The sequence below is a fragment of the Collinsella sp. AF38-3AC genome (assembly GCF_003474365.1).
Lineage (GTDB): Bacteria > Actinomycetota > Coriobacteriia > Coriobacteriales > Coriobacteriaceae > Collinsella.
On sequence record NZ_QROM01000002.1, the window covers coordinates 278,573 to 299,189 of the forward strand.

General features: G+C 60.2%; 16 protein-coding genes. 9 read left to right on the plus strand and 7 right to left on the minus strand.

What is annotated here, in order from left to right:
* Nucleotides 1-53: 53 nt before the first annotated feature.
* Nucleotides 54-851, minus strand: coding sequence for an alpha/beta fold hydrolase (locus tag DW029_RS02645; RefSeq protein ID WP_158572596.1), 798 nt, complete (start codon nt 849-851; stop codon nt 54-56).
* 175 nt (nt 852-1,026) lie between these two features.
* Between DW029_RS02645 and DW029_RS02650 the strand changes: the two genes are divergently transcribed.
* The 3 genes from DW029_RS02650 (at nt 1,027) to DW029_RS02660 (ending at nt 3,872) form a co-directional block, all read left to right on the plus strand.
* Entirely contained in the window at nt 1,027-1,803 is a 777-nt protein-coding gene (locus DW029_RS02650) for a radical SAM protein (RefSeq protein WP_118345196.1), read from the plus strand.
* 115 nt (nt 1,804-1,918) lie between these two features.
* Nucleotides 1,919-2,806: a type I methionyl aminopeptidase gene (map, locus tag DW029_RS02655; RefSeq protein ID WP_117798460.1), complete on the plus strand. Its 888-nt coding sequence runs from the start codon at nt 1,919-1,921 to the stop codon at nt 2,804-2,806.
* A 130-nt stretch (nt 2,807-2,936) separates the two neighbouring features.
* Nucleotides 2,937-3,872: a D-2-hydroxyacid dehydrogenase gene (locus tag DW029_RS02660; RefSeq protein ID WP_118345197.1), complete on the plus strand. Its 936-nt coding sequence runs from the start codon at nt 2,937-2,939 to the stop codon at nt 3,870-3,872.
* A gap of 251 nt (nt 3,873-4,123) precedes the next feature.
* Here the strand turns inward: DW029_RS02660 and DW029_RS02665 are convergent, their stop codons facing one another.
* Nucleotides 4,124-5,509, minus strand: a complete 1,386-nt coding sequence (locus DW029_RS02665; protein ID WP_233505130.1) for a M18 family aminopeptidase — start codon at nt 5,507-5,509, stop codon at nt 4,124-4,126.
* 161 nt (nt 5,510-5,670) lie between these two features.
* Between DW029_RS02665 and DW029_RS02670 the strand changes: the two genes are divergently transcribed.
* The 4 genes from DW029_RS02670 (at nt 5,671) to DW029_RS02685 (ending at nt 10,047) form a co-directional block, all read left to right on the plus strand.
* Nucleotides 5,671-6,756 (plus strand): carcinine hydrolase/isopenicillin-N N-acyltransferase family protein, encoded by a 1,086-nt coding sequence (locus DW029_RS02670; RefSeq protein ID WP_118345198.1) that lies wholly within the window; start codon nt 5,671-5,673, stop codon nt 6,754-6,756.
* Nucleotides 6,757-6,896: 140 nt separating this feature from the next.
* Complete coding sequence (locus DW029_RS02675; RefSeq protein WP_117743718.1) at nt 6,897-7,976, plus strand: 6-phosphofructokinase; 1,080 nt, start codon at nt 6,897-6,899, stop codon at nt 7,974-7,976.
* Nucleotides 7,977-8,344: 368 nt separating this feature from the next.
* Entirely contained in the window at nt 8,345-9,283 is a 939-nt protein-coding gene (locus DW029_RS02680; protein WP_117734239.1) for a helix-turn-helix domain-containing protein, read from the plus strand.
* A 443-nt stretch (nt 9,284-9,726) separates the two neighbouring features.
* Nucleotides 9,727-10,047: a multidrug transporter gene (locus DW029_RS02685; RefSeq protein ID WP_117734238.1), complete on the plus strand. Its 321-nt coding sequence runs from the start codon at nt 9,727-9,729 to the stop codon at nt 10,045-10,047.
* 116 nt (nt 10,048-10,163) lie between these two features.
* Here DW029_RS02685 and DW029_RS02690 read toward each other — a convergent pair whose 3' ends face one another.
* Nucleotides 10,164-12,929, minus strand: a complete 2,766-nt coding sequence (locus DW029_RS02690) for an FtsX-like permease family protein (protein WP_233543777.1) — start codon at nt 12,927-12,929, stop codon at nt 10,164-10,166.
* 5 nt (nt 12,930-12,934) lie between these two features.
* Nucleotides 12,935-13,636: an ABC transporter ATP-binding protein gene (locus DW029_RS02695; RefSeq protein WP_118345199.1), complete on the minus strand. Its 702-nt coding sequence runs from the start codon at nt 13,634-13,636 to the stop codon at nt 12,935-12,937.
* A gap of 317 nt (nt 13,637-13,953) precedes the next feature.
* Here DW029_RS02695 and DW029_RS02700 point away from each other — a divergent pair, with 317 nt between their 5' ends.
* The gene (locus tag DW029_RS02700) at nt 13,954-15,189 is read left to right on the plus strand and encodes a chloride channel protein (protein ID WP_199407155.1); all 1,236 of its coding nucleotides are present in this window, start codon (nt 13,954-13,956) and stop codon (nt 15,187-15,189) included.
* Between the two features lie 206 nt (nt 15,190-15,395).
* Here the strand turns inward: DW029_RS02700 and DW029_RS02705 are convergent, their stop codons facing one another.
* The 3 genes from DW029_RS02705 to DW029_RS02715 all read right to left on the minus strand — a co-directional run bounded on the left by DW029_RS02705 (nt 15,396) and on the right by DW029_RS02715 (nt 18,966).
* Nucleotides 15,396-15,974 carry a methylated-DNA--[protein]-cysteine S-methyltransferase gene (locus DW029_RS02705; protein WP_233543778.1) on the minus strand — a complete coding sequence of 193 codons (579 nt, stop codon included), beginning with the start codon at nt 15,972-15,974 and terminating at the stop codon, nt 15,396-15,398.
* A gap of 402 nt (nt 15,975-16,376) precedes the next feature.
* Nucleotides 16,377-17,402, minus strand: coding sequence for an aspartate-semialdehyde dehydrogenase (locus DW029_RS02710; protein WP_118345201.1), 1,026 nt, complete (start codon nt 17,400-17,402; stop codon nt 16,377-16,379).
* 175 nt (nt 17,403-17,577) lie between these two features.
* The gene (locus DW029_RS02715) at nt 17,578-18,966 is read right to left on the minus strand and encodes an aspartate kinase (RefSeq protein ID WP_055252594.1); all 1,389 of its coding nucleotides are present in this window, start codon (nt 18,964-18,966) and stop codon (nt 17,578-17,580) included.
* 104 nt (nt 18,967-19,070) lie between these two features.
* Here DW029_RS02715 and thrC point away from each other — a divergent pair, with 104 nt between their 5' ends.
* Nucleotides 19,071-20,588 carry a threonine synthase gene (thrC, locus tag DW029_RS02720; RefSeq protein WP_117734233.1) on the plus strand — a complete coding sequence of 506 codons (1,518 nt, stop codon included), beginning with the start codon at nt 19,071-19,073 and terminating at the stop codon, nt 20,586-20,588.
* The last annotated feature ends 29 nt before the right edge of the window (nt 20,589-20,617 follow it).

A 20,617-nucleotide genomic window follows, 5' to 3' on the forward strand; every position in this document is an offset into this window, starting at 1 on the left:
TTGTTAACACAGCCGAAACGTCTACGAAAGAAGCCCGTTTGATGATTCGGCCGCTAGAGCCCCAAGATGCCGCGGACAGCCTGGGCGGCCGCTGTCGGGCGATCGCGCAGCCCGTTGTGCGCGCCGGGAACTACTACGAGCGGACAATTCAAAAGCTCAGCCGCCGTTCTCGTGCCCGCCTCGCGGGGCGTGCCAATCGAGAGCTCGCCCAGAAACACGGCGGCCACCGTTTTCGAGGCGCGGACGCCATCCCAATCGGGAACGCAGGTCATAGTGATCTCGTATTCGTTTGCCATGAAACTGCGGCCGTTGCGCAGGGCATGCTTGGCTTCTGCCTCGGTTAACTTGGGGGCTTGAGGGTCCGAATCGCCGATGGCGCCCAGGAAGGCCCTTAGCGCCCTCGAGACCTTTCCCGCAGCAATCATCTCGAGTAAAACCGGGGCCGCACCCAGGCCGGCGCCTTCGTTTGTCACGGCGGGTTCATGCAGAATCGCACGCGAGACAATGGTCGGGTTTGTACGGAGAAGCTCCAGGGTCACCAGCGTACCGGCACTGTGCGCGAGCACGTTTGCCGGAGCGCCGATATGCCCGATGACGGCCTGCAGGTCGTCGGCCTGGGCGGCGAGGTCGTAGCGCCCGTCCGCGGCGTCGCCGCTCTCGCCGCAGCCGCGGCGGTCGTAGGCAACTACGCGGCACACTTGGCTGAGCTCGCGGGCGATGCCCTCAAAAAATGTGCCATCGACGCAGGCACCGTGCACGCATATCAAGGCAGGTGCATCCGACGGTACGCCCGACTCGGCAAACTCGCGACAGGCAATCGTGGTGCCCGCATTCTCGACCGTAAAATCCATGTTATGCCCCATCGTCTTGTGCCTTGTTAACACATGAACTGTACCCGACCAGAAACCTTTCATATCGCAGGCATCGAGGGCAGAATGAAAAAACGAAACCTAAGAGCACAAGCCCAAACCAGACTTTGGCGCCGATGCTATGCTTAGGCACAACTGTCCCAAGGAGCATATGCCTATGTCTACGTTTTTAAATGCCAGCCCCATCTTTGGACCGGTGCGCAGCCGCCGTCTGGGCCTTTCTCTCGGTGTCAACATGATGCCGGCATCGGGCAAGATCTGTACGTTTGACTGCATCTACTGCGAGAACGGCCTCAACGCCGAGCGCCCCTGCCATGAGCCGTACAACACAGCTGCCGTGGTACTCGACGCGCTCGAGGCAAAGCTGCGCGAGATGGCAGCCGAGGGCGAGCTCCCCGATGTGATCACCTTCGCAGGCAACGGCGAGCCCACCGCCGCACCGGAGTTTCCGCAGGCCATCGCCGGCGCTGTCGCGCTTCGCAACCAGCTGGCACCGAACACCAAGATTGCCGTGCTTTCCAACGGCACGCGTGCCAATCGTCCCCAGGTGCACGATGCGCTCATGATGGTCGACGACAACATCCTCAAGCTCGATACCGTCGACCCGACATTTATCCAGCTGCTCGACCAGCCTGTTGGCCCCTACGACGTCGAGCACCAGATCGAGACGTTCGCGAGCTTTGACGGTCACGTTATTATCCAGACGATCTTTTTGACCGGCGAGTATCAGGGCAAGTCCCTCGATAACACCGGCGAAGCGTATGTCGGCCCTTGGCTCGCGGCGCTCGAGCGCATTCGCCCACAGGAGGCGACCATCTACACGGTAGCGCGCGAAACACCGATCGCCGGCCTTGCCAAAGCAGCGCCCGAGGCGCTCGATGCGATCGCCGCACGTGTGCGCGCCCTCGGCATTCCCTGCCAGGTGAGCTACTAGCGCGGCCGCCCGCCAGCAAATCATCCTCAACTGACAGGGTAGCTAAAAAAGCCCCGTCCCAAATGAGCTGGTCTGCGGGTGAGCTATACTAGCTGCAAATGAAAGGAAGTTAGCCATGTATGACAAAGGACCCGTGCCTGGCCGCAACGACGCTTGCTGGTGCGGCAGCGGCAAGAAATACAAGAAATGCCATAGCGCCTTTGATGAGCGCCTCGAGCGCTTGTGGGAAGAGGGCTGGGAGGTTCTGCCCCGCACGCTCTACAAGACGCCCGCCGATATCGAGGGCATTAAGCGCTCGGCCGCCATCAACGTGGGCGTGCTCGACTACGTGGGCGAACACATCGCCGCGGGCATGACCACCAACCAGATCGACCAGATAATCTACGACTACACCGTCGAGCACGGCGGCACGCCGGCCGACCTCAACTACGAGGGCTATCCCAAGAGCGTGTGTACCTCAATCAACGACGTCGTCTGCCACGGTATCCCCTGCGATGCGGATGTGCTGCACGAGGGCGACATCATCAACGTGGACTGTTCCACAATCTTGGACGGCTACTTTAGTGATTCGAGCCGTATGTTCTGCATCGGCGAGGTCTCGGCCGAGCGCCAGCGCCTGGTCGACGTCACCCGCGCCAGCGTGGAGGCTGGCCTTGCCGCCGTCAAGCCGTGGCTGCCGCTGTCCGTGATGGCCGAGGCTGTGCAAAAGACCGTCGAGGACGCCGGCTTTAGCGTGGTGCGCGAGTACGGCGGACACGGAATCGGTAAGGAGTTCCACGAGGACCCGTTTGTGGGCTTTACCACCGAGGCGCCCGATGTGGACACCATCATGGCTCCGGGCATGGTCTTTACCATCGAGCCCATGGTCAATGCCGGAGCGCCCGACATCAAGATTAGCAAGGGCGACGGCTGGTGCGTGCGCACCAAAGACGGTAGCGATTCGGCTCAATGCGAGGTACAGCTCGTGGTGACCGAGGACGGTTACGAGCTGCTGAGCTGGTAACCGTGGATGCGCCGGATGCTGACGGGCACGCTCGTCTTGCATCCGGCGTTTTTATTTGAACGTTTTGCCTGATAAAACCTGACAAAATAAACCTGTCCCTTTTTGGTAGGTCAAGCGGAGAGGACTGCTTGTGAACATCCTAGTTTTGCTGCCCGTCAACGACCGTCATCGAGCGATCCTCGAGTCGAGCGCTCCAGGCGAGGACTTTATCTACACGAGCGCCGACGCCATCACGTGCGAGCAGGTCGCCAACGCCGACGTAATCTTGGGCAACATAGACCCTGCCCTGCTTACCGCATGCGAGCACCTCCAGCTACTGCAACTGCAGACCGCGGGCTATGACGATTACTTGGCCGCCGGCACCGTGCCGGCTGACGCCAAGCTGTCTTGCTCGATCGGCGCCTACGGTCAGGCCGTAAGCGAGCACATGTTTGCCATGGTGCTGTCAATGATGAAGCGCCTGCCCGGCTACCAGGACCTGCAGCGCGAGCATCGCTGGGAGGACTTGGGCCCGGTCACCTCGCTCAAAAATGCCAATGTGCTGGTGCTGGGCGCGGGCGACATTGGCGGTCACTTCGCCACGCTCTGCCGCAACATGGGCGCGCACGTCCGCGGCATCAAGCGTCATCCGCTCGTCTACCCCATTGTGTTTGAGGACATGGACGGCATGGATGCCCTGTCTGAGCGCCTGGCGGAGGCCGACATCGTCGCATCCTTTATGCCCAGCACGCCCGAGACCCGCGGTCTGGCGAACGCCAAGTTCTTTGCCGCGATGAAGCCGGGCGCCTTCTTTGCCAACGGCGGCCGCGGCGATCTTGTGGTCGCCGACGACTTGGTTGCCGCCTTGGAGTCGGGACATCTTGCCGGCGCCGCGGTCGACGTCACCGACCCCGAGCCCCTGCCCGCGACAAGCCCGCTGTGGGACGCTCCCAACATGCTCATCACGCCGCATATCTCGGGCTGGTTCCACCTAGAGGCCACGCTCAACAACGTGGTCGACATCGCCGCCGAGAATCTACGCCATCTTCTGGCTGGCGAGACGCTACGCTGCTGGATTGAGCACTAAGTATTACGCCGTTCTAACGAACGGCGTAATGAGCCGACGCTACGAGCCCGTCTGGACGGCAATCTGCCTTTCAATCGTCGGGCATGGCCAGAAGGCCAATGCCCTCCTCTTTCAAGGCACCTTGCTCGCCCAGACGGGCTCTCGCTGACTTTTTCTCTACCCGCAAAGCTTTAGGGACTCAGCGGCTTGTAATGCCGCTGGCATATGCCCAAATAAAACCTGCCAAAATTAACATCCCTTTTTGGCAGGTTTTAGAGCTCCACGCTTTCGGCGCCGTTGATATGGAGGTCACGCTCGTAGAAGGCGGTGAGGGCGCGGATGGCGCACATCACGTCGCGCACGCCGCCGGTCTCGTAGCTCGAGTGCATGGCCAGCTGCGGCAGGCCCACGTCCACAGCGTGCATACTCGCCTGCATGTTCGACAGGTTGCCCAGGGTGGAGCCGCCGGCCATATCGCTCTTGTTGGCGAAGGCCTGCGTGGGTACGTCGGCGTCATCGCAAATAGCCTGGAACACCGCGCGGCTAAAGGCATCGGTGCAGTAGTGCTGGTTGGCGGCCTCCTTGATGACGATGCCGCCGTTGAGCACAACCTGGTTGCGGGCGTCGCACTTCTCGGCGTGGTTGGGGTGCACGGCATGCGCGTTGTCGCAGCTCACGAGCATCGAAGCGGCAAGCGCACGGTGGTACGACTCGTCGTCGAAGCCCAGCGATCCGTTAATGCGGCGCAGCGCGTCGGCCAAGAACGTCGACATGGCGCCTTGCTTGGTCTCGGAGCCAACCTCCTCGTTATCAAAGCAGCAGAAGACCGAAACGTCGTGCGCGTTCTCAGCTCCCAAAAATGCCTGCAGCGAGGTGTAGGCGCAGGCCAGGTCGTCGAGTTTGGGCGTCGAGATAAACTCGTCGGCCCAGCCCCAAATGCGCGCATCCTGGCGGTTGACCAGGAACAAATCGCGGCCCAAAATCTGCTCGGGCTCAACATCCAGCTCGTCGGCGATCAGGGCGTCAAAGTCGCCCTGCTTAAGGTCGCCAGCGCTAATGAGAGGGTACAGGTCAACGGCTCGGTTGGGCGCAAAGCCCTCGTTAACGCCGCGGTTCATATGGATGGCAAGGCTCGGGATGATGGCGACTTCGCGCTCGGTAGCGAACAAACGACTCTCGATACGGTCGCCCTCGCGTACCAACACGCGGCCCGCGAGTGCCAGCGGACGGTCGAACCAGGTGTAGTCGATCATGCCGCCGTAGGCCTCGGTGTTCAGGCGCAGCGTCTCGCCCGCGCCGTCGAGCTCGGGCACGGCCTTGACCTTAAACGTCGGCGAGTCGCTGTGCGACGCCGTCAGCTGAAAATGATAGTCACCGGCAACGCCGTCCTCGCCCCACGTAGCGGCCAGGTCCTCGCCCACTTTAAAGGCAACAACGCTCGAGGTATTGCGCTGCGTGTAATAACGCCCGCCCGGCTCGATGTCCCACGCCGCATTCTCGGGCAGGTAGGTAAAGCCCGCCTCGTCGAGCTCGGCCATAATGGTCGCCGCCGTATGGAACATGCTGGGGCATGCCTCGATAAAGTCGATAAGGTCGTTGGCGGCCTCGATATCGTCGGCCGTCACATGCGCGCGCTCGGGCGTTTCCTGATCCGTCATGCTCTCCCCTTTCACTGGGCTGATGGTCCCCTCCAGCATACCCCGCCGCGCCAGTGCCGTGCCTTTCATTCCATGTTTAATCCCGCGCCGCTCGCCAAGTTGAGCCATCATGCCCGCACTCCTTTTGCGACAATTACGCTAACAGGACGAAAGGAGCCGTCATGAAGCCACGTAACATTGCCATCGCCTGCGGTGTCGCAGGAGTCGCCGTCGGCCTTGCCGCTGCCACCGGCATCGTTTATCACAAACAAATCAAGTCTGCCGCGTCACTCAAACGCTTGACCGGCTACGCGGATGGCTATGACCTGTACGCAATCGACATTGCCTACGACTACGATCTTGATCGCATCATCGCCACTGGCGTGCGCGACGACCAGGCCTACATCGATGCCGTGGTGGCACAGGTGCTGCCCGGTGTGCCGGCACATGTCCAGGCGCCCCAGTTTGCCTGCAGCGCTTTTGTCGCCGTAGATGCCGAAGGCCGCGTGCGCACCGGTCGCAATTACGACTTTAAGGACGACACCTCGGCGCTGCTGGTGCGTAATCACCCGTGCGACGGCTATGCCTCCATCGGGTTTGCCGCCCTTAACAACCTGGGCGATAACACTCCGCTTGACTCCGTCGGCGGACGCGCTGCGGCGTTGATGGGCCCGTTTGCCCAGCTCGACGGCGTCAACGAATGTGGCGTGTCCATTGCCGTGCTCACCCTGGATTCCAAACCCTGTGACCAGGACACGCAACGCCCCGTCATCAATACCTCGCTCGCCATCCGTCTGGTGCTCGACCGTGCCGCCACCACGCAAGAGGCCGTCAACCTGCTTTCTGCCTACGACATGCACGCCATGGCCGGACGCGACTACCACTTCTTTATCAACGACGCCGCCGGTGACGCGCGGGTGGTGGAGTGGGATCCGCGCGATCCCGACCGTGCATGCAAGGCGACGCCCGTACGCCAGGTCACGAACTTCTACGCCTGCTATGGTGACGAGGTGCTCCCCAACCAAAAGAACGGCGAGCTGGGCCATGGTAAAGAGCGCGCCGTCGCAATCGCCGATGTCCTCGACGCCCGTGCCGGCGCCCAAGACGAGGCAATCGCTTGGAAGGCCCTACGCGCTGCGGCGCAAGAGCCCAATCCGGAAGACATCACCAGCAACACGCAGTGGTCGGTCGTCTTTGACAACACCGAGCCCGCTGCCGCCATCACGCTGCGCCGCCACTGGGGCGACGTCGACGCCTTCGCGCTGTAAGGAGCCAGGCCCGTCGACCTTACGCTCGCCTGACGTTGCTTACATTTCTATACGCTTGAGCTAACACGTTTTACCCCTGTATCAACAGTGTGCGGGGGTAAACTTATGCGCATGTTATAACTTGCCCGGAAGGATTCATCATGCTTAGGATCGGTCTTCTTACCAGTGGCGGCGACTGCCAGGCGCTCAACGCCACCATGCGCGGCATTGTCAAAACGCTCATGACCAATAGCGAAGAGCCTATCGAGATCTATGGTTTTGAGGACGGCTACCAGGGCCTTATCTACAGCAGGTTCCGCGTTATGACTCCCGCCGATTTTAGCGGCATCCTCACCCGCGGCGGCACCATTCTAGGCACGAGCCGCACGCCGTTCAAGCGCCTGGACATTCCCGAGGCTGACGGCGTCGAAAAGGTGCCCGCGATGGTCCACACCTATCACAAGCTGCAGCTCGACTGCCTGTTTATGCTGGGCGGCAACGGCTCCACCAAGACCGCCAACCGTCTGCGCCAAGAAGGCCTCAACGTTATCGCTCTGCCCAAGACCATCGATAATGACACCTGGGGCACCGAGATGACGTTTGGCTTTACGAGCGCCATCGACGTTGCCACCAAGTGCATCGACGACATCCACACCACCGCCTCGAGCCACGGCCGCGTGTTCGTCATCGAGATCATGGGCCACAAGGTTGGCTGGATCCCGCTGTACGCTGGCGTCGCGGGCGGCGCGGATGTCATCTTGATTCCCGAGATCCCCTACGACATGGATAACGTCATCAAGACCATTGAGCATCGCATGGAGACCGGCAGCCGCTTTACCATCGTGGCCGTCGCCGAGGGCGCTATCTCCAAGGAGGACGCGGCGCTGTCCAAGAAGGAGTACAAGAAGAAGCTCGCCGAGCGTACGAGCCCGTCGATTGTCTACGACATCGCCAAGGAGATCGAGGCCAAGACCGGTCGCGAGACCCGCGTCGCCATCCCCGGTCACACACAGCGCGGCGGTCAGCCCGACGCCCAGGACCGCATCTTTGCGACCCAGTGCGGCGTCGAGGCGGCACTGGGCTGCCTACGCGGCGAGTTTGGCTACATGATTGCCCTGCGTGACGGCAAGATGTGCCACATGCCGCTCGAGGATGTCGCCGGCAAGCTCAAGTTTGTCGACCCCCAGAGCGACCTGGTGCGCGAGGCCAAGGCATTGGGCATCAGCTTCGGCGACGAATAGCCTCGGCCGAAACCCATCCCATCGGGCCCTCCGACCCCGCCCGACGTATTTCGATTTGGCTCCTCCCTTGACTCCGTCAAAGGTCGCCAATCGAAATCGTCGGGCGGGGTCGGAGGGCCCTGCGTTTACATACTCGCCGAGGCTATTCGTCTTCTTGCTGCAAGTGCGTGGGCTGAGATTTTGGGATGTTGCAGGCTCTTAGCTGAGAGTAGCACTGACATTTGTCCTGAAATGGCTGGTCGTTAGGAGTTGCTACCGGTAGTTGCGGTAGGGTTGGAGCAGATTCTAACTAGAAATGGTGGTCGCTACTGGTTGTTCTCGGCATACTCGGCTCATTCGATTACGGTCACCACATGAAAGGAACTGTTATGGATCTTGCGATGGCGCAGCAGCTCGTTGATCGCCGCAAGGCTGCCGGGCTTTCTCAGGAGGCGCTTGCCGCCCAGCTGGGTGTGAGTCGTCAGGCTGTCAGTAAATGGGAGCGCAGCGAATCCTCACCCGATACCGATAACCTTATTGCGCTCGCCGCGCTGTATGGCGTGTCGCTGGATGAACTGCTGTATGGAGAGGCGGTGGATAGCACTGATGACTCGCAGACTGATGATGAGGCACAGAACAGCAACGCCGGCACCAAAGCTCCAGATGGGGCTGAAGAGGCTGAGGCTTCTACTGAGCACGCTGATTGCAGCGATAAGCCACTTGTCGATATTTCCCTCGCGCGCGGCATCCACGTTATTGATCCCAACAAAGGCGAAGAGGTCCATGTTGGCTGGAGTGGCATCCATGTGGCTAACGAGCGCAAGGGTGAAGAGGTCCATGTGGGGCCAGGCGGATTGCATATCGATACGCTAGAGGACGATGGACATAACGTGCATACCAATGACGATGGCACCGTCACCATCGACGGCGAGACGTTTTCCAGCTGGAAGGAAGCACACGACAAGCTCGACCATCATGGCAAGCATTTCCACACCAAGGTCGGTCGTGCGTGGAACAAGTTTCCCTTCCCCGCACTTGTCGCTCTCGCCTATCTGGTGCTCGGCATTGTCTACGGCACATGGGGCATGGGGCTTTTCCTCGTCTTTCTGGTTCCCGTCTACTACGCGATTGGTGACTTCATCGATCGGCGCCACCTGTCTAAGCTGATCGAGGCCATCTACCCGGCAGCCGCCATCGCTTGGTTCCTCTACATGTGGCTCTGTTTGGGACAGCCCCATCCTGCATGGATCATCCTCATCACGATTCCCGTCATAAAGGCGCTCATGCGCTGGTGCCGCAAACAATGGAAGCACCGCAAACAGGCCTAACACGCTCCGACCCACCAGCACCCAACCACCCCCGCCCTTCTCCTAAGTTGCGGTGAGATAGGGACTGTTTCGAAGCTCCAAAGCGCCAAACAGTCCGTATATCACCACAACTTACAAACAACTGGGTCAGTTCCGGCACGGAGATTAGCATTGAGCTGACCGCGCGCCAAGAAAAGGGCCTATTTACTACGTTTAACTCGAGAGGGCCGACCATACCCGCCTTTTCCGAAAAATGGCAAGCCCTCTACCTGCGGTTTTAATTTCATAATCTTTGTCATGGTCGAGGGTGTGGTAGCAAACGTAGTAGATAGGCCCGTTTTGTGGCATACGACCCATTCAAGCCCAATCTCGAAGGCTAAAGAGAGCCTCTCATCCACGCCTGGGAGCGAAAACCAAATAGAATGAAAGGCAAATGGAAAGCCCGTTTGACGAGCGGAGGACATATGCGCGACGTAGCCGAAAGCGACTGGAAGCTGTTTAAGAAAATGCTTCCTCAATGGCAAGAACGTTATATGGAAAAGCTCATCGCCCAGTACGTTGAGATGCTGAACGGCGACAGCGAAGCGTCCAGTAGATTTTGGGCATTAGAAGAGCGCCTCAATAGAGACAAGCTGTCCTCAGGCGTAATCGCAAACAACATTCGCCGCAGCACAATGCACCGCGAGATAGCCAATTTGCTTATCGACAGCGTGATCACCCTTGACGACCTTGACGGTTTTACCGAGGACATTAAGAGCTATGCGCAACGCTGGATTGGGCAGTAAGAGCACTGAACGACAGACCTCCCCAGCAAAACGGGGCAAACGCTGGGCCACCTAATGGTTGTCCGGCGTTCGCCCAGATAAAACCTGCCAAAATAACCCTGTCACTTTTTGGCAGGTTACTCGGCGCTCTTGAGGGCGCCGACCATGTCGATCTTGTTGAGCGTTCGGTTGGTGGCGAGGTTGACGATGATCGTAAAGCCGAAGGAAAGCACCACGGCAAGCACGTAGCTCAACGGCTCGACTTCGACGTCAAAGTACAGCGACGGCATCTGCAGGATGTACGTAAAGCTCTCGGCAAGCAGGCCACCCAGCGGCACGCCTAGCGCGGCACCAATCGCCGTCAAAATCAGCGTCTCCTTGTTAACGTAGTGGTGTACCTCGCCACGACGGAAGCCCAGCACCTTGATAGTCGCCAGCTCGCGTTCGCGCTCCGAGATGTTGGTATTAGACAACGTAAATACCACCACAAACGACAGGCACGCCGCCATAAAGGTCACAAGCACCACGACCGAATTGATAATCGTAAAGTTTGCCTCATAGTTTTCCCAATGCTCGGCGGTACTCGACAGCGTAATCCAACCATCGCTCTTAAGACGGTTGGTAAACGCAATCTGATCGGCCGACGAACCCTTAAGCAGCGCAAGGATGCCGTTGAGGCGCGCGCTTCGACCGAACGCGCTCTCATAGGTGCTCTGCGTCATATAGAGCGTGTTGCCCAGATAGTTAAGCGAAATGTCGCTGACCTTGACCTTGGCGACGTTGAGTGACGAATCCTGGACATGTGCTGTGTCACCCGGCTTGATCCCCAGCACCAGCTGAGAGCTCTTGCTCAAATACACATCCCCGTCGCGCAGGGCGAGCGGTTCTTCGGACTCGTCCTCGAGACACACGTAGTCGTCCAGGTCGTTCGTGCGGTCATCGGGCACCACGATCAGTTGCACGGTCTCGCTCTTGCCGCCAAATGTAAAGGTGACGTTGTCGGTCATAATCGGCAGCGTCGAAGTCACGGTCACGTCGGAATCCTTGGCTGCGCTTCGCTCGTCGAGCGCCGCGCACGTCTGCGAAAAATCGTCGGGATTGGCGACCGCTAGCAGGTCATAGCGCGTGATATGCCCGTACTGCTTGGGCGAAAGCGCCACCGATGTATCGCGGATGCCCATACCGCAGATCACGAGCGCCGTGCAGCCCGCGATGCCAAAGATGGTCATAAAGGCGCGCTTTTTGTAGCGGAATAGGTTACGTGCAGCGACCTTATTTAAGAAGCCCATGCGGCGCCAGATAAAGCCGATGCGCTCGAGCAAGATGCGCGAGCCGGCGCGCGGGGCCTTGGGGCGCATGAGCGAGGCCGGGGTCTCGGCCATCTCGTGGCGGCAGGCGATAATCGTGGCGCCCACCACGCCCACGGCAAACAGCGCCACCGAAACGATCGAGGACACGATGTCGTACGAAAGCAGCATCTGGGGCAGCGAGTACATGTCGTCGAACACCGTAAACAAGAACAGCGGCAGGCCCACAAATCCGATGATGTTGCCGAGCACGCCACCGATCAGGCACGCCCACAGCGCATAGTCCACGTATTTGGACAGGATGCGCCCGCGTGAATAGCCGAGTGCCTTGTACAGACCGATGAGCGTGCGCTCCTCCTCGACCATGCGCGTGGCAGTGGTAAGGCTAATGAGCACAGCGACGATAAAGAAGATGAACGGGAAAACCGTGGCGATGGCCTCGATCGAGGAGCTGTCGCTCTCGACGCTCGAGTAGCTCGCGATGTTGCCGCGGTCCTGGATGTACCAGGTGCATTCGCCAAGGTCGGAAATCTCGGCGCGGACATCGGCAAACTGCTGGTCGGCGGCGGCACGGCGCTGGTCCAGGTCGGCTTGCGCCTGCGCACGCTCCTCGCTGCCCTCGGCCATACGATCGATGTTGTCCTGTTCAATCCCAAAGAGCATATTCGCTTGGCGCTCGGCCGCATCCAAACTTGCCGGCGTATCGACCGTCAACTCTTGAGCACGTGCCTTTTCGCGTCCGTCGCGGATCTTATCGATATTGCCCTTGACCTCATTAATCTTTGTCGTGTAGGCATCCGAATAGGAATTGAGGCTCTTAGCCCCCTCGACGGTCACGTGAACCGCGGAGTAGGAAGAAGATGTCGCGGCATCCTCGCTCACATAGAACTTATAGTCCGCAGCCGAAGCAGCGCGAAAGGCATTGACGGTCGAGTCGGAGCTCACATCGGTGGGGTCAAGGACCTCAGCCGTAATGGTGTAATCACCCGCGGCGAACTGATCCTTGGCACTTTGATTAGACGAGCTCGCATCGTTGGCGGCAAAGCTCACCGTATCGCCGATTTTCTTGCCCGAAGCCTTCAAAAAACGCGAGGTCACCGCGACCTCGCCGGCACGCTCGGGCAAATCGCCGCTCACCAGCACCGGCTGATCGATATTCTCCCTGGAAAGGCTCTGGACGACCACGCGCTCGCGCGTTGTACCCACGGCGGTGTAGGCGGTCTCGGTGTAGATGCCCTCGGCTGTCTCGACGCCGTCGACCTCTTGAATGGCCGCAAGATCGTCACGCGTAAGGCCATAGGTCGACTGCACGTTAATGTCATAGACATTCTGCTGGTCAAAGTAGGCGTCAACCGAATCGCACAGGTCCTCGCAGCCCGCCTTAAGGCCACACATCACGCTCACGCCAAGCGCCGTGATGACCACGATGGACAAGAAGCGCTTAAGACTGCCTCGGATTGTGCGGTAGATGCCACGGCGAAACACCGTCGGCACCATGTCGTTTGGACTTTGGGCAGTGCGGTAGGTCGCGAACTCTCGGTCGCGACCGACGTGCTCCGTATCACGGTTTTGGCTGTTTTGGCGATCCTGGTCCATGGGCGCTACCACTCGATCGTCTCGATAGGTACAGGATTTTGCTGGACAGTCTCGCTCTCCACGCGGCCGCTCTTAAAGCGGATCAGGCGATCGGCCATGGGCGCCAGCGCGGAGTTGTGGGTGATGATAATGACCGTAATGCCTTGCTTGCGACAGGTGTCCTGCAACAGCTGCAGAATCTGCTTGCCGGTTTTGTAGTCGAGCGCGCCCGTGGGCTCGTCGCAAAGGAGCAGCTTAGGGTTCTTGGCCAGCGCGCGGGCAATGGACACGCGCTGCTGCTCTCCTCCCGAAAGCTGCGCGGGAAAGTTGGCGAGGCGCTCGCCCAGGCCGACCTGGCAAAGCGTTTGCTCGGCATCGAGCGAATCGGGGCAGATTTGCGCCGCGAGCTCGACGTTTTCGAGTGCCGTCAGGTTGGGGACCAGATTGTAGAACTGGAAAACAAAGCCGACGTCGGCGCGGCGGTATTCCACGAGCTGCGCCTCGTTGGCGGAGCTCACGTCGCGCCCGTCCACCGTCACGTTGCCGGAGGTCGCCGTATCCATGCCGCCCAGAATGTTGAGCGCCGTGGTCTTGCCGGCACCCGAAGCACCCAGAATGATGGCGAGCTCGCCGCGCTCGACCGTAAAGCTCGCGCCGTCGAGCGCGTGGATGCGGGCGTCGTCCTCGCCGTATGCCTTGATGACGTCTTTGAATTCAATATAGGCCATCGATTAATTCCCATCTGGTCGGATAACTCTTTAGTATTACCCATTTCCCACCCACCAAAAAGGGACAGGCTCATTTTGGCAGGTTTTATATGGGGGAATGGCGGGTGTGGGCGAGGCATTGAGGCTACCCAAGTCAACCATTTGACCCAAGCCTCGCCCACCGCTATGATGCCGCTGCGGAATGAATGTCTCCGCTGGGTGCGCTAGCTAAGCTGTCGCGTCACCCTAAACCGCCTTGTTGCTGATGACTTCTGCTGTCACGTGGTGCCTCCTAGGTATCACGCCGCGGCAGGAGTCTTTTTTGTTTTGGAGGAGAAGTGTCAGAAAGCAGCACATCGAGCAGGATTAAACGCCTGGTCAACACCTATAGCGGCCTCGTGCTTATGGGCGCTGTCGGAATCCCCGTCGGCATTATCGTTGGCGCCATCTGCGCGCTCTTTGGTCGCGTGCTTCTGGCGATTGGCACCTTCCGTGACGAGCACATCACTCTGCTCCTTCCCCTCCTCGCCCTCGCGGGCCTTGCCATCGTGTTTGCCTACCGCACTTGGGGCAAAGGCACCGAACGCGGCATGAGCTTAGTATTCGACGTAGGCCACGGGCGCGAAGACGCTATCTCCCCGCGCTTGGTGCCGCTCATTATGCTGAGCACGTGGGGAACGCACCTCTTTGGCGGCAGCGCGGGACGCGAGGGCGTGGCCGTGCAGATCGGTGCAACCGTCTCACATTGGATCGGCCGACGCTTGCCTTTCCGCGACCCCGGCAACACGTTTTTGCTTATCGGCATGGCCGCCGGCTTTGCCGGACTCTTTCGAACGCCACTTGCAGCCACGGTCTTTGCTATCGAAGTGCTGGTCGCAGGACGCATGGAATACCGCGCGCTGTTTCCCGCGCTTACGGCCTCACTCGCAGCAAGTATGACCTCCGGCGCCCTAGGACTCGAGAAGTTCGAGGTCGCCGTTACCGCCTCGTATGCGCTCGACCTCCCCGGTCTTGGACGGCTAGCGCTGTTGGGTATCGCGTTTGGTATGGTAGGCGGCGCTTTTGCCTGGTGCCTTGCCCATGCCAAGACCCTTGCAGCGCGGCTGTTCCCCAACCCTTACATACGCGTTGCCGTTATGGGCCTTGCACTGTCGGCGATTCTGTTCGTACTGTGGCAGGGGCGATACTGCGGCCTTGGCACAAACCTGATATCGGCAGCGCTGGACGACAACGGCAAGATTGCCATCATGCCTTGGGACTGGGCGCTTAAATTCGCGCTCACCATCGCCACGCTTGCCGCAGGATATCAAGGTGGTGAGGTAACGCCGCTGTTCTCCATCGGAGCAAGCCTGGGTGTCGTGCTCGCCGGAATTCTCGGCATGCCCGTCGAGTTCTGCGCCGCGCTGGGCTACGCCGCCGTCTTTGGCGGCGCCACCAACACGCTGCTCGCGCCAATCCTTATCGGTTGCGAGGTCTTCGGTTTCGGTAATCTGCCGGCGTTCTTCATCGTCTGCGTTGTGGCTTACCTATTCAACATGGATAAGTCCATCTACGCCTTGCAGGAGCGGGCGTAGATCGATGTCCAGGCAGGTGGTCTCAACCGGAAACGGCGTCCCACTCTGAGGCTGTATTCCGGGGCACGGTTTCCGCTCGGGACGCCATTCGGAAAGCGCATCCCGCTTTATAACAGAATTCCGGAACGTGGTTTCCGTCTGAGCCTCCATTCGGAAAGCGTGTCCCGTTCTTTCACGGCATCTTGGCTATGCAAAGTGCTCGAGCGTTACTCCTCGTACGCGCCCTCAAGCCGAAGCAGCCACTCCTTACGATCAAGCCCACCGGCATATCCGTTGAGCGAACCATCGGCGGCAACTACGCGATGGCATGGCACGATAATCGAAATGGGATTACGCGCGACCGCAGCCCCCACGGCACGGGGAGACACAACGGGTGCCTCGTTTCCCGGTACACGATGGCGGGCGGCGACACGAGCCGCGATCTCGCCATACGTAGCGACCTCGCCACGCGGAATTGAAAGCAGCTCGTACCAAACTTCACGCTGAAACGCCGTGCCAATCATATGCAACGGCGGCGTAAACCGAGGCTCCTGCCCCGCAAAATAAGCATTCAGCCAAGCCCAGGAACGCTCAAGCACCGAAGAAGCCGCACCATTTGCCGGACTCACCGAAGACATCCCACCGGCACCAGAAACCGCATCGGCACCTTCAACACGCTCCGCATCCTCTTTGAGCAGCGTGGAGCCAAAGTGCTCCTGTCCCTCAAACCAAAGCCCCGTCAGACCGCGGCCATCAGCGGCAAGCAAGATTTCGCCCAAAGGCGAAGCAAACGTCGTCGTGACCACCAGCGGCTCCTTTCAAAACTCCGCAACATAATACCGCGAATTGTGCAGACAACCCCAATCGACCCCAAAGTCACCCAAGGCAGCAGGTGCGCGGCGCCGCAGCTGCCGGCCGAGCCCCACAGTCCCCAAAGGCGGCAGGCGCGAAGCGCCGAGGCCGCCGCCGGGACCAGGGCCCGCAACAACCACGTGCCCCCACATCAGCCCAGCGGCCCCAACCAACAACGGCCCCATCGCAGGCCGCGCGCAGCAGCGTCACCGCAGGCGGGGGCCGGGCTTAGTTTTCAGAACACTCCGCAGACCAGTGTGGCGCCTTGTCCGCGGCTCCGAAGGAGCAGGACAAGGCGCCACACATGGTCGAGGACGTTCTGAAAACCAAACCCGGCCCCCACCGGACAGGTCAACCTACTCGCAGAGCAGCTTAGCGATCTGGACAGCGTTGGTTGCCGCGCCCTTACGGATTTGGTCGCCGCAGCACCAGAAGGTGATGCCACGTGCGGCCTCGGGGTTCGAGATATCACGGCGCACGCGACCGACCCAGATCAGGTCCTGGTCGGAGGTGTCCATCGGCATGGGGAAGCGATCGTGTGCATCCTCGGCAGCCATATCGTCAACCAGCTTCACGCCCGGGGCAGAAGCCAGCGCAGCACGGACCTCCTCGACCGTAATATCGCGCTCAAACTCGAGCGTAATGCTCTCGGAGTGCGAACGCAACACGGGCACGCGCACGCAGGTGCAGTTCACGCGCAGATTGGGCAGGTGCATGATCTTGCGGCCCTCGTTTTGCAACTTCATCTCCTCGGAGGTAAAGCCCTCCTCCTTGACGCCGCCAATCTGCGGAATCAGGTTGCTCGCCAGCTGGGCGGCAAACGCGCGCGGCTCGGGAATCTCCTCGCCACGACCCAGGGCGGCCAGCTGAGCCTCGAGCTCGGCCATACCGGGAGCGCCGGCACCCGAAGCCGCCTGATACGTCGAGACGATCATGCGCTTCACGCCAGCGAGCTGATGTAGCGGCCACGTAGGAACCAAGCCGATGATGGTCGCGCAGTTGGGGTTGGCGATAAGGCCATGATGCCACTTGATGTCGTCGGCATTAATCTCGGGCACGACCAGCGGTACCTCGGGATCCAGACGGAAGGCGTGGCTGTTGTCGACCACAACGGCACCGCGCTTGACAGCCTCGGGCAGTAGCTCCTTCGCGATGTCGTCGCCGGCGGCTCCAAGCACAATGTCACAGCCCTCAAAGGCCTCGGGGCAAGCCTCTTCGATCACAACCTGCTCGCCGCGGAACTCAACGGTCTTGCCCGCGGAGCGTGCACTTGCCAGCAGCTTGAGCTTGCCGACCGGGAACTCCTGCTCGTTAAGGCACTCGAGCATCTGGGTACCCACGGCTCCCGTCGCGCCCAAAATAGCAACCGTGTACTGTTTCATGCTTCCCCCTTTAAAGGTTATGGCTTTTGCCTGCACGCCGAGCAGGCCGATTGTTGTTGCCAGTGTATACAAGAACGGGGCGGGCACGAAACCCGCCCCGCCGAAACGAAACCGAAACGAAACGCCCCGCCGTAGACTTTTGAGACATAACCCAAAAAAATCTACCGAACAGTCGCTACTTTTTGAGCGCGGCCAGAGCGGGATCGACCGGCGCAGGAGCCTCCAGATCGGAGACCTTCACAATGCCGTTTTCGTCGGAGAAGGCACGGTAAATGGTCTGAATCGCCAGGTCGAAGTCCTTCTCCTCGACACCGATAATGATATTGATCTCGTCACAGCTCTGCGAAATCATGCGCACGCTCACGCCGGCCTGGCCGAGCATGCCAAACAGATGGCCCGAGATACCTGCACGACCGCGCAGGTTACGACCGACGGTAGCAATAAGTGCCAGACCCTCAACGACCTCGATCTCGAGCGGCTCGACTTCCTGTTGAATGTCGCCCACAAGCGAGTACAGCGAATCGTGCACATCCTGCTCCTGCACCACGGCGCCAAAGCGATCGACGCCGGTGGGCATGTGCTCAACGGAAACGTCATAGCGCTCGAACACCGAAAGCGCGCGGCGCATAAAGCCGACGCGGGGCTTGGTGCGGTCGCGGGCCACATTGATGGCGACAAAGCCGCGCTTGCCGGTCACGCCGGTAATGATGGGCTCTGCCTCGCCCTCGTCAGCCGTCTCGCTAATGATGGTGCCGGGGTCCTGCGGCGCATTGGTGTTCTTGATGACCAGCGGAATACCCGCCTCACGCACAGGAAACACGGCCTCCTCGTGCAGGACGCTTGCGCCCATGTACGAAAGCTCACGCAGCTCCTCGTAGGTAACGCGGGCGATGGGCTGAGCCTCGGGCACAATACGCGGATCGGCAGAATAGAAGCCCGAAACGTCGGTCCAGTTCTCGTACAGATCGGCGCCCAGGCACTTGGCCAGAATCGAGCCGGAAATATCGCCGCCGCCACGATCGAGCAGCTTGATCTGACCCTCACGCGTCGCGCCATAGAAACCGGGCATAACAAAGCCGCCCTGCTGACCGTACTCCTGCACCAACTCGGAGGTGCGGTTCATGCTGAGCGTACCATCGTGATGGAATGCAACGACCGTCGCGGCGTCCAGGAACGGCAGGCCCAGGTACTCGGCCATCAGGCGAGCGGTGAAGTACTCGCCGCGGCTCACAAGCTCCTCAGTGGAGTAGCCACCGGAGCGAGCACGCTCGGCAAAGGCCGCAAACTCTTCGCGGATGGGATAGGTGAGCTCCAACTCGTCAGCGATATCAAAGTAGCGCTGGCCAATGTCCTCGAGCAGTTCCTCGCACGACACGTGGTACTTAACGTGCGCGTTAACCAGGTAAAGCAGGTCGGTCACCTTGGTGTCGCCCTTAAAACGGCGACCGCAGGCAGAAACCACCACAAAACGGCGGGCAGGGTCGGCATCGACGATGGCCTTGATCTTCTTAAAGTGTTCGGCGTCGGCGACCGACGAGCCGCCAAACTTGGCAATCTTAATCATGGGCTGGAGGTTACCTTTCTAAAAAGCCTCTGCGAACCTATTTTGCGCGCTCTGATACCATGGTTTCACCGATTGGGACCAAGGCATCCGAGGAGCAGTGTTATATGGGAACTTATCATAGTACACGAGGACGCACTTTATCGTGCTCAAGTAAGGTGGCAATCCGTACTGGCATCGCTCCCGACGGGGGTTTGTTTGTCTCGGACGAGCTCGGCACCCAGCAGGTCGATATCAGCTCGCTTGCAGATAAATCGTACTTTGAAATCGCTCAAGATGTGTTGGGAATGTTACTGAATGATTACACGGCCGAAGAAATTTCGGCGTGTGTCGACGAAGCATACCGCGGCACGTTCGCGAGCGAAGAGGTTACGCCGCTCGTCAAACTCGATGCCGCACCGGGCGCCGACGCCCCTCAGACCTATGTGATGGAGCTCTTTGGCGGCCCCACGAGCGCCTTTAAGGACGTCGCCCTGCAGATGCTCCCCCGCCTGATGGCCCGCACCTCCGCCAAAGAAGGCGGCGCCGAGCGCATCATGATCGTCACCGCCACGTCAGGCGACACGGGCAAGGCCGCACTCGCTGGTTTTGCCGATGCTCCGGGCACGGGCATTACCGTCTTTTATCCCGAGGGCAAGGTCAGCCGCGTCCAGAATCTGCAGATGTCCACACAGGAGGGCGACAACGTCGCCGTCTGCGGTATCCGCGGCAACTTTGACGACGCCCAGAGCGCCGTCAAACGCATCTTTGCCGATAAGGAGCTGGCCGAGCGCCTGGAGGCCGCCGGCACGGTGCTTTCGAGCGCCAACTCCATCAACGTCGGCCGCCTGGTGCCGCAGGTCGTCTACTACTTTGCCGCCTATGCGCAGCTGCTGCGCGCCGCCGCTATCGAGGCTGGCGACGCCGTAGAGTTCTGTGTGCCGACCGGCAACTTTGGCGATATCTTGGCCGGCTACTACGCCAAGCGCATGGGTCTGCCCGTCGCCAAGCTCGTCGTGGCGAGCGACAAGAACAACGTGCTGGCCGACTTCCTGGCCACCGGCGTCTACGACCGCAACCGTCCGTTCTTCACGACCATCTCGCCGTCGATGGACATCCTTATCAGCTCCAACCTGGAGCGTATGCTCTACTTCCTGTCCGATGGCGACTGCGAGCTCGTTGCCGGCCTTATGGAGCAGCTGGCACAGACCGGTCGCTACGAAGTGCCCGCCGAGCTGCTGGCCAAGATCCAAAGTGTGTTTGGCTGCGGTTGGGCCAGCGAGGACGAGGTCCGCACTGCCATCAAGAGCTGCTGGGACGCCAACGGCTACGTGATCGACCCGCACACCGCTTGCGGCTATCACGTCTTTGAGCAGGTCGCCCCCGCCGAGGGCGCCAAGGTCCGCGTGCTGCTTTCGACCGCCAGCCCCTACAAGTTCCCGCGCGCCTGCTGCGACGCCCTGGGCCTCGACGTTCCCGAGGACGACTTTGAGGCCATGCGTGTGCTCGAGCAGGCCACCAACACGGTCGCCCCGACCCAGCTCGCCGAACTCGAATCCAAACCCGTCCGCTTCGAAGACGTCTGTGACGTCGATGAGATGGCCAACTACGTAGAGTCTGCAGCAAAAAAGATGACTACCAACTAAAACCCCTTATAAGGCGCCGGCGAAAGCCG

Bases quoted from the DNA above. Each gene is read 5' to 3' on its own strand.
- DW029_RS02670 (WP_118345198.1), top strand. From the start codon at position 5,671: ATGAAGCCACGTAACATTGCCATCGCCTGCGGTGTCGCAGGAGTCGCC.
- DW029_RS02675 (WP_117743718.1), top strand. From the start codon at position 6,897: ATGCTTAGGATCGGTCTTCTTACCAGTGGCGGCGACTGCCAGGCGCTC.
- DW029_RS02695 (WP_118345199.1), bottom strand. From the start codon at position 13,636: ATGGCCTATATTGAATTCAAAGACGTCATCAAGGCATACGGCGAGGAC.
- DW029_RS02665 (WP_233505130.1), bottom strand. From the start codon at position 5,509: ATGACGGATCAGGAAACGCCCGAGCGCGCGCATGTGACGGCCGACGAT.
- DW029_RS02715 (WP_055252594.1), bottom strand. From the start codon at position 18,966: ATGATTAAGATTGCCAAGTTTGGCGGCTCGTCGGTCGCCGACGCCGAA.
- thrC (WP_117734233.1), top strand. From the start codon at position 19,071: ATGGGAACTTATCATAGTACACGAGGACGCACTTTATCGTGCTCAAGT.
- DW029_RS02685 (WP_117734238.1), top strand. From the start codon at position 9,727: ATGCGCGACGTAGCCGAAAGCGACTGGAAGCTGTTTAAGAAAATGCTT.
- DW029_RS02645 (WP_158572596.1), bottom strand. From the start codon at position 851: ATGGATTTTACGGTCGAGAATGCGGGCACCACGATTGCCTGTCGCGAG.
- map (WP_117798460.1), top strand. From the start codon at position 1,919: ATGTATGACAAAGGACCCGTGCCTGGCCGCAACGACGCTTGCTGGTGC.
- DW029_RS02690 (WP_233543777.1), bottom strand. From the start codon at position 12,929: ATGGACCAGGATCGCCAAAACAGCCAAAACCGTGATACGGAGCACGTC.
- DW029_RS02680 (WP_117734239.1), top strand. From the start codon at position 8,345: ATGGATCTTGCGATGGCGCAGCAGCTCGTTGATCGCCGCAAGGCTGCC.
- DW029_RS02710 (WP_118345201.1), bottom strand. From the start codon at position 17,402: ATGAAACAGTACACGGTTGCTATTTTGGGCGCGACGGGAGCCGTGGGT.
- DW029_RS02650 (WP_118345196.1), top strand. From the start codon at position 1,027: ATGTCTACGTTTTTAAATGCCAGCCCCATCTTTGGACCGGTGCGCAGC.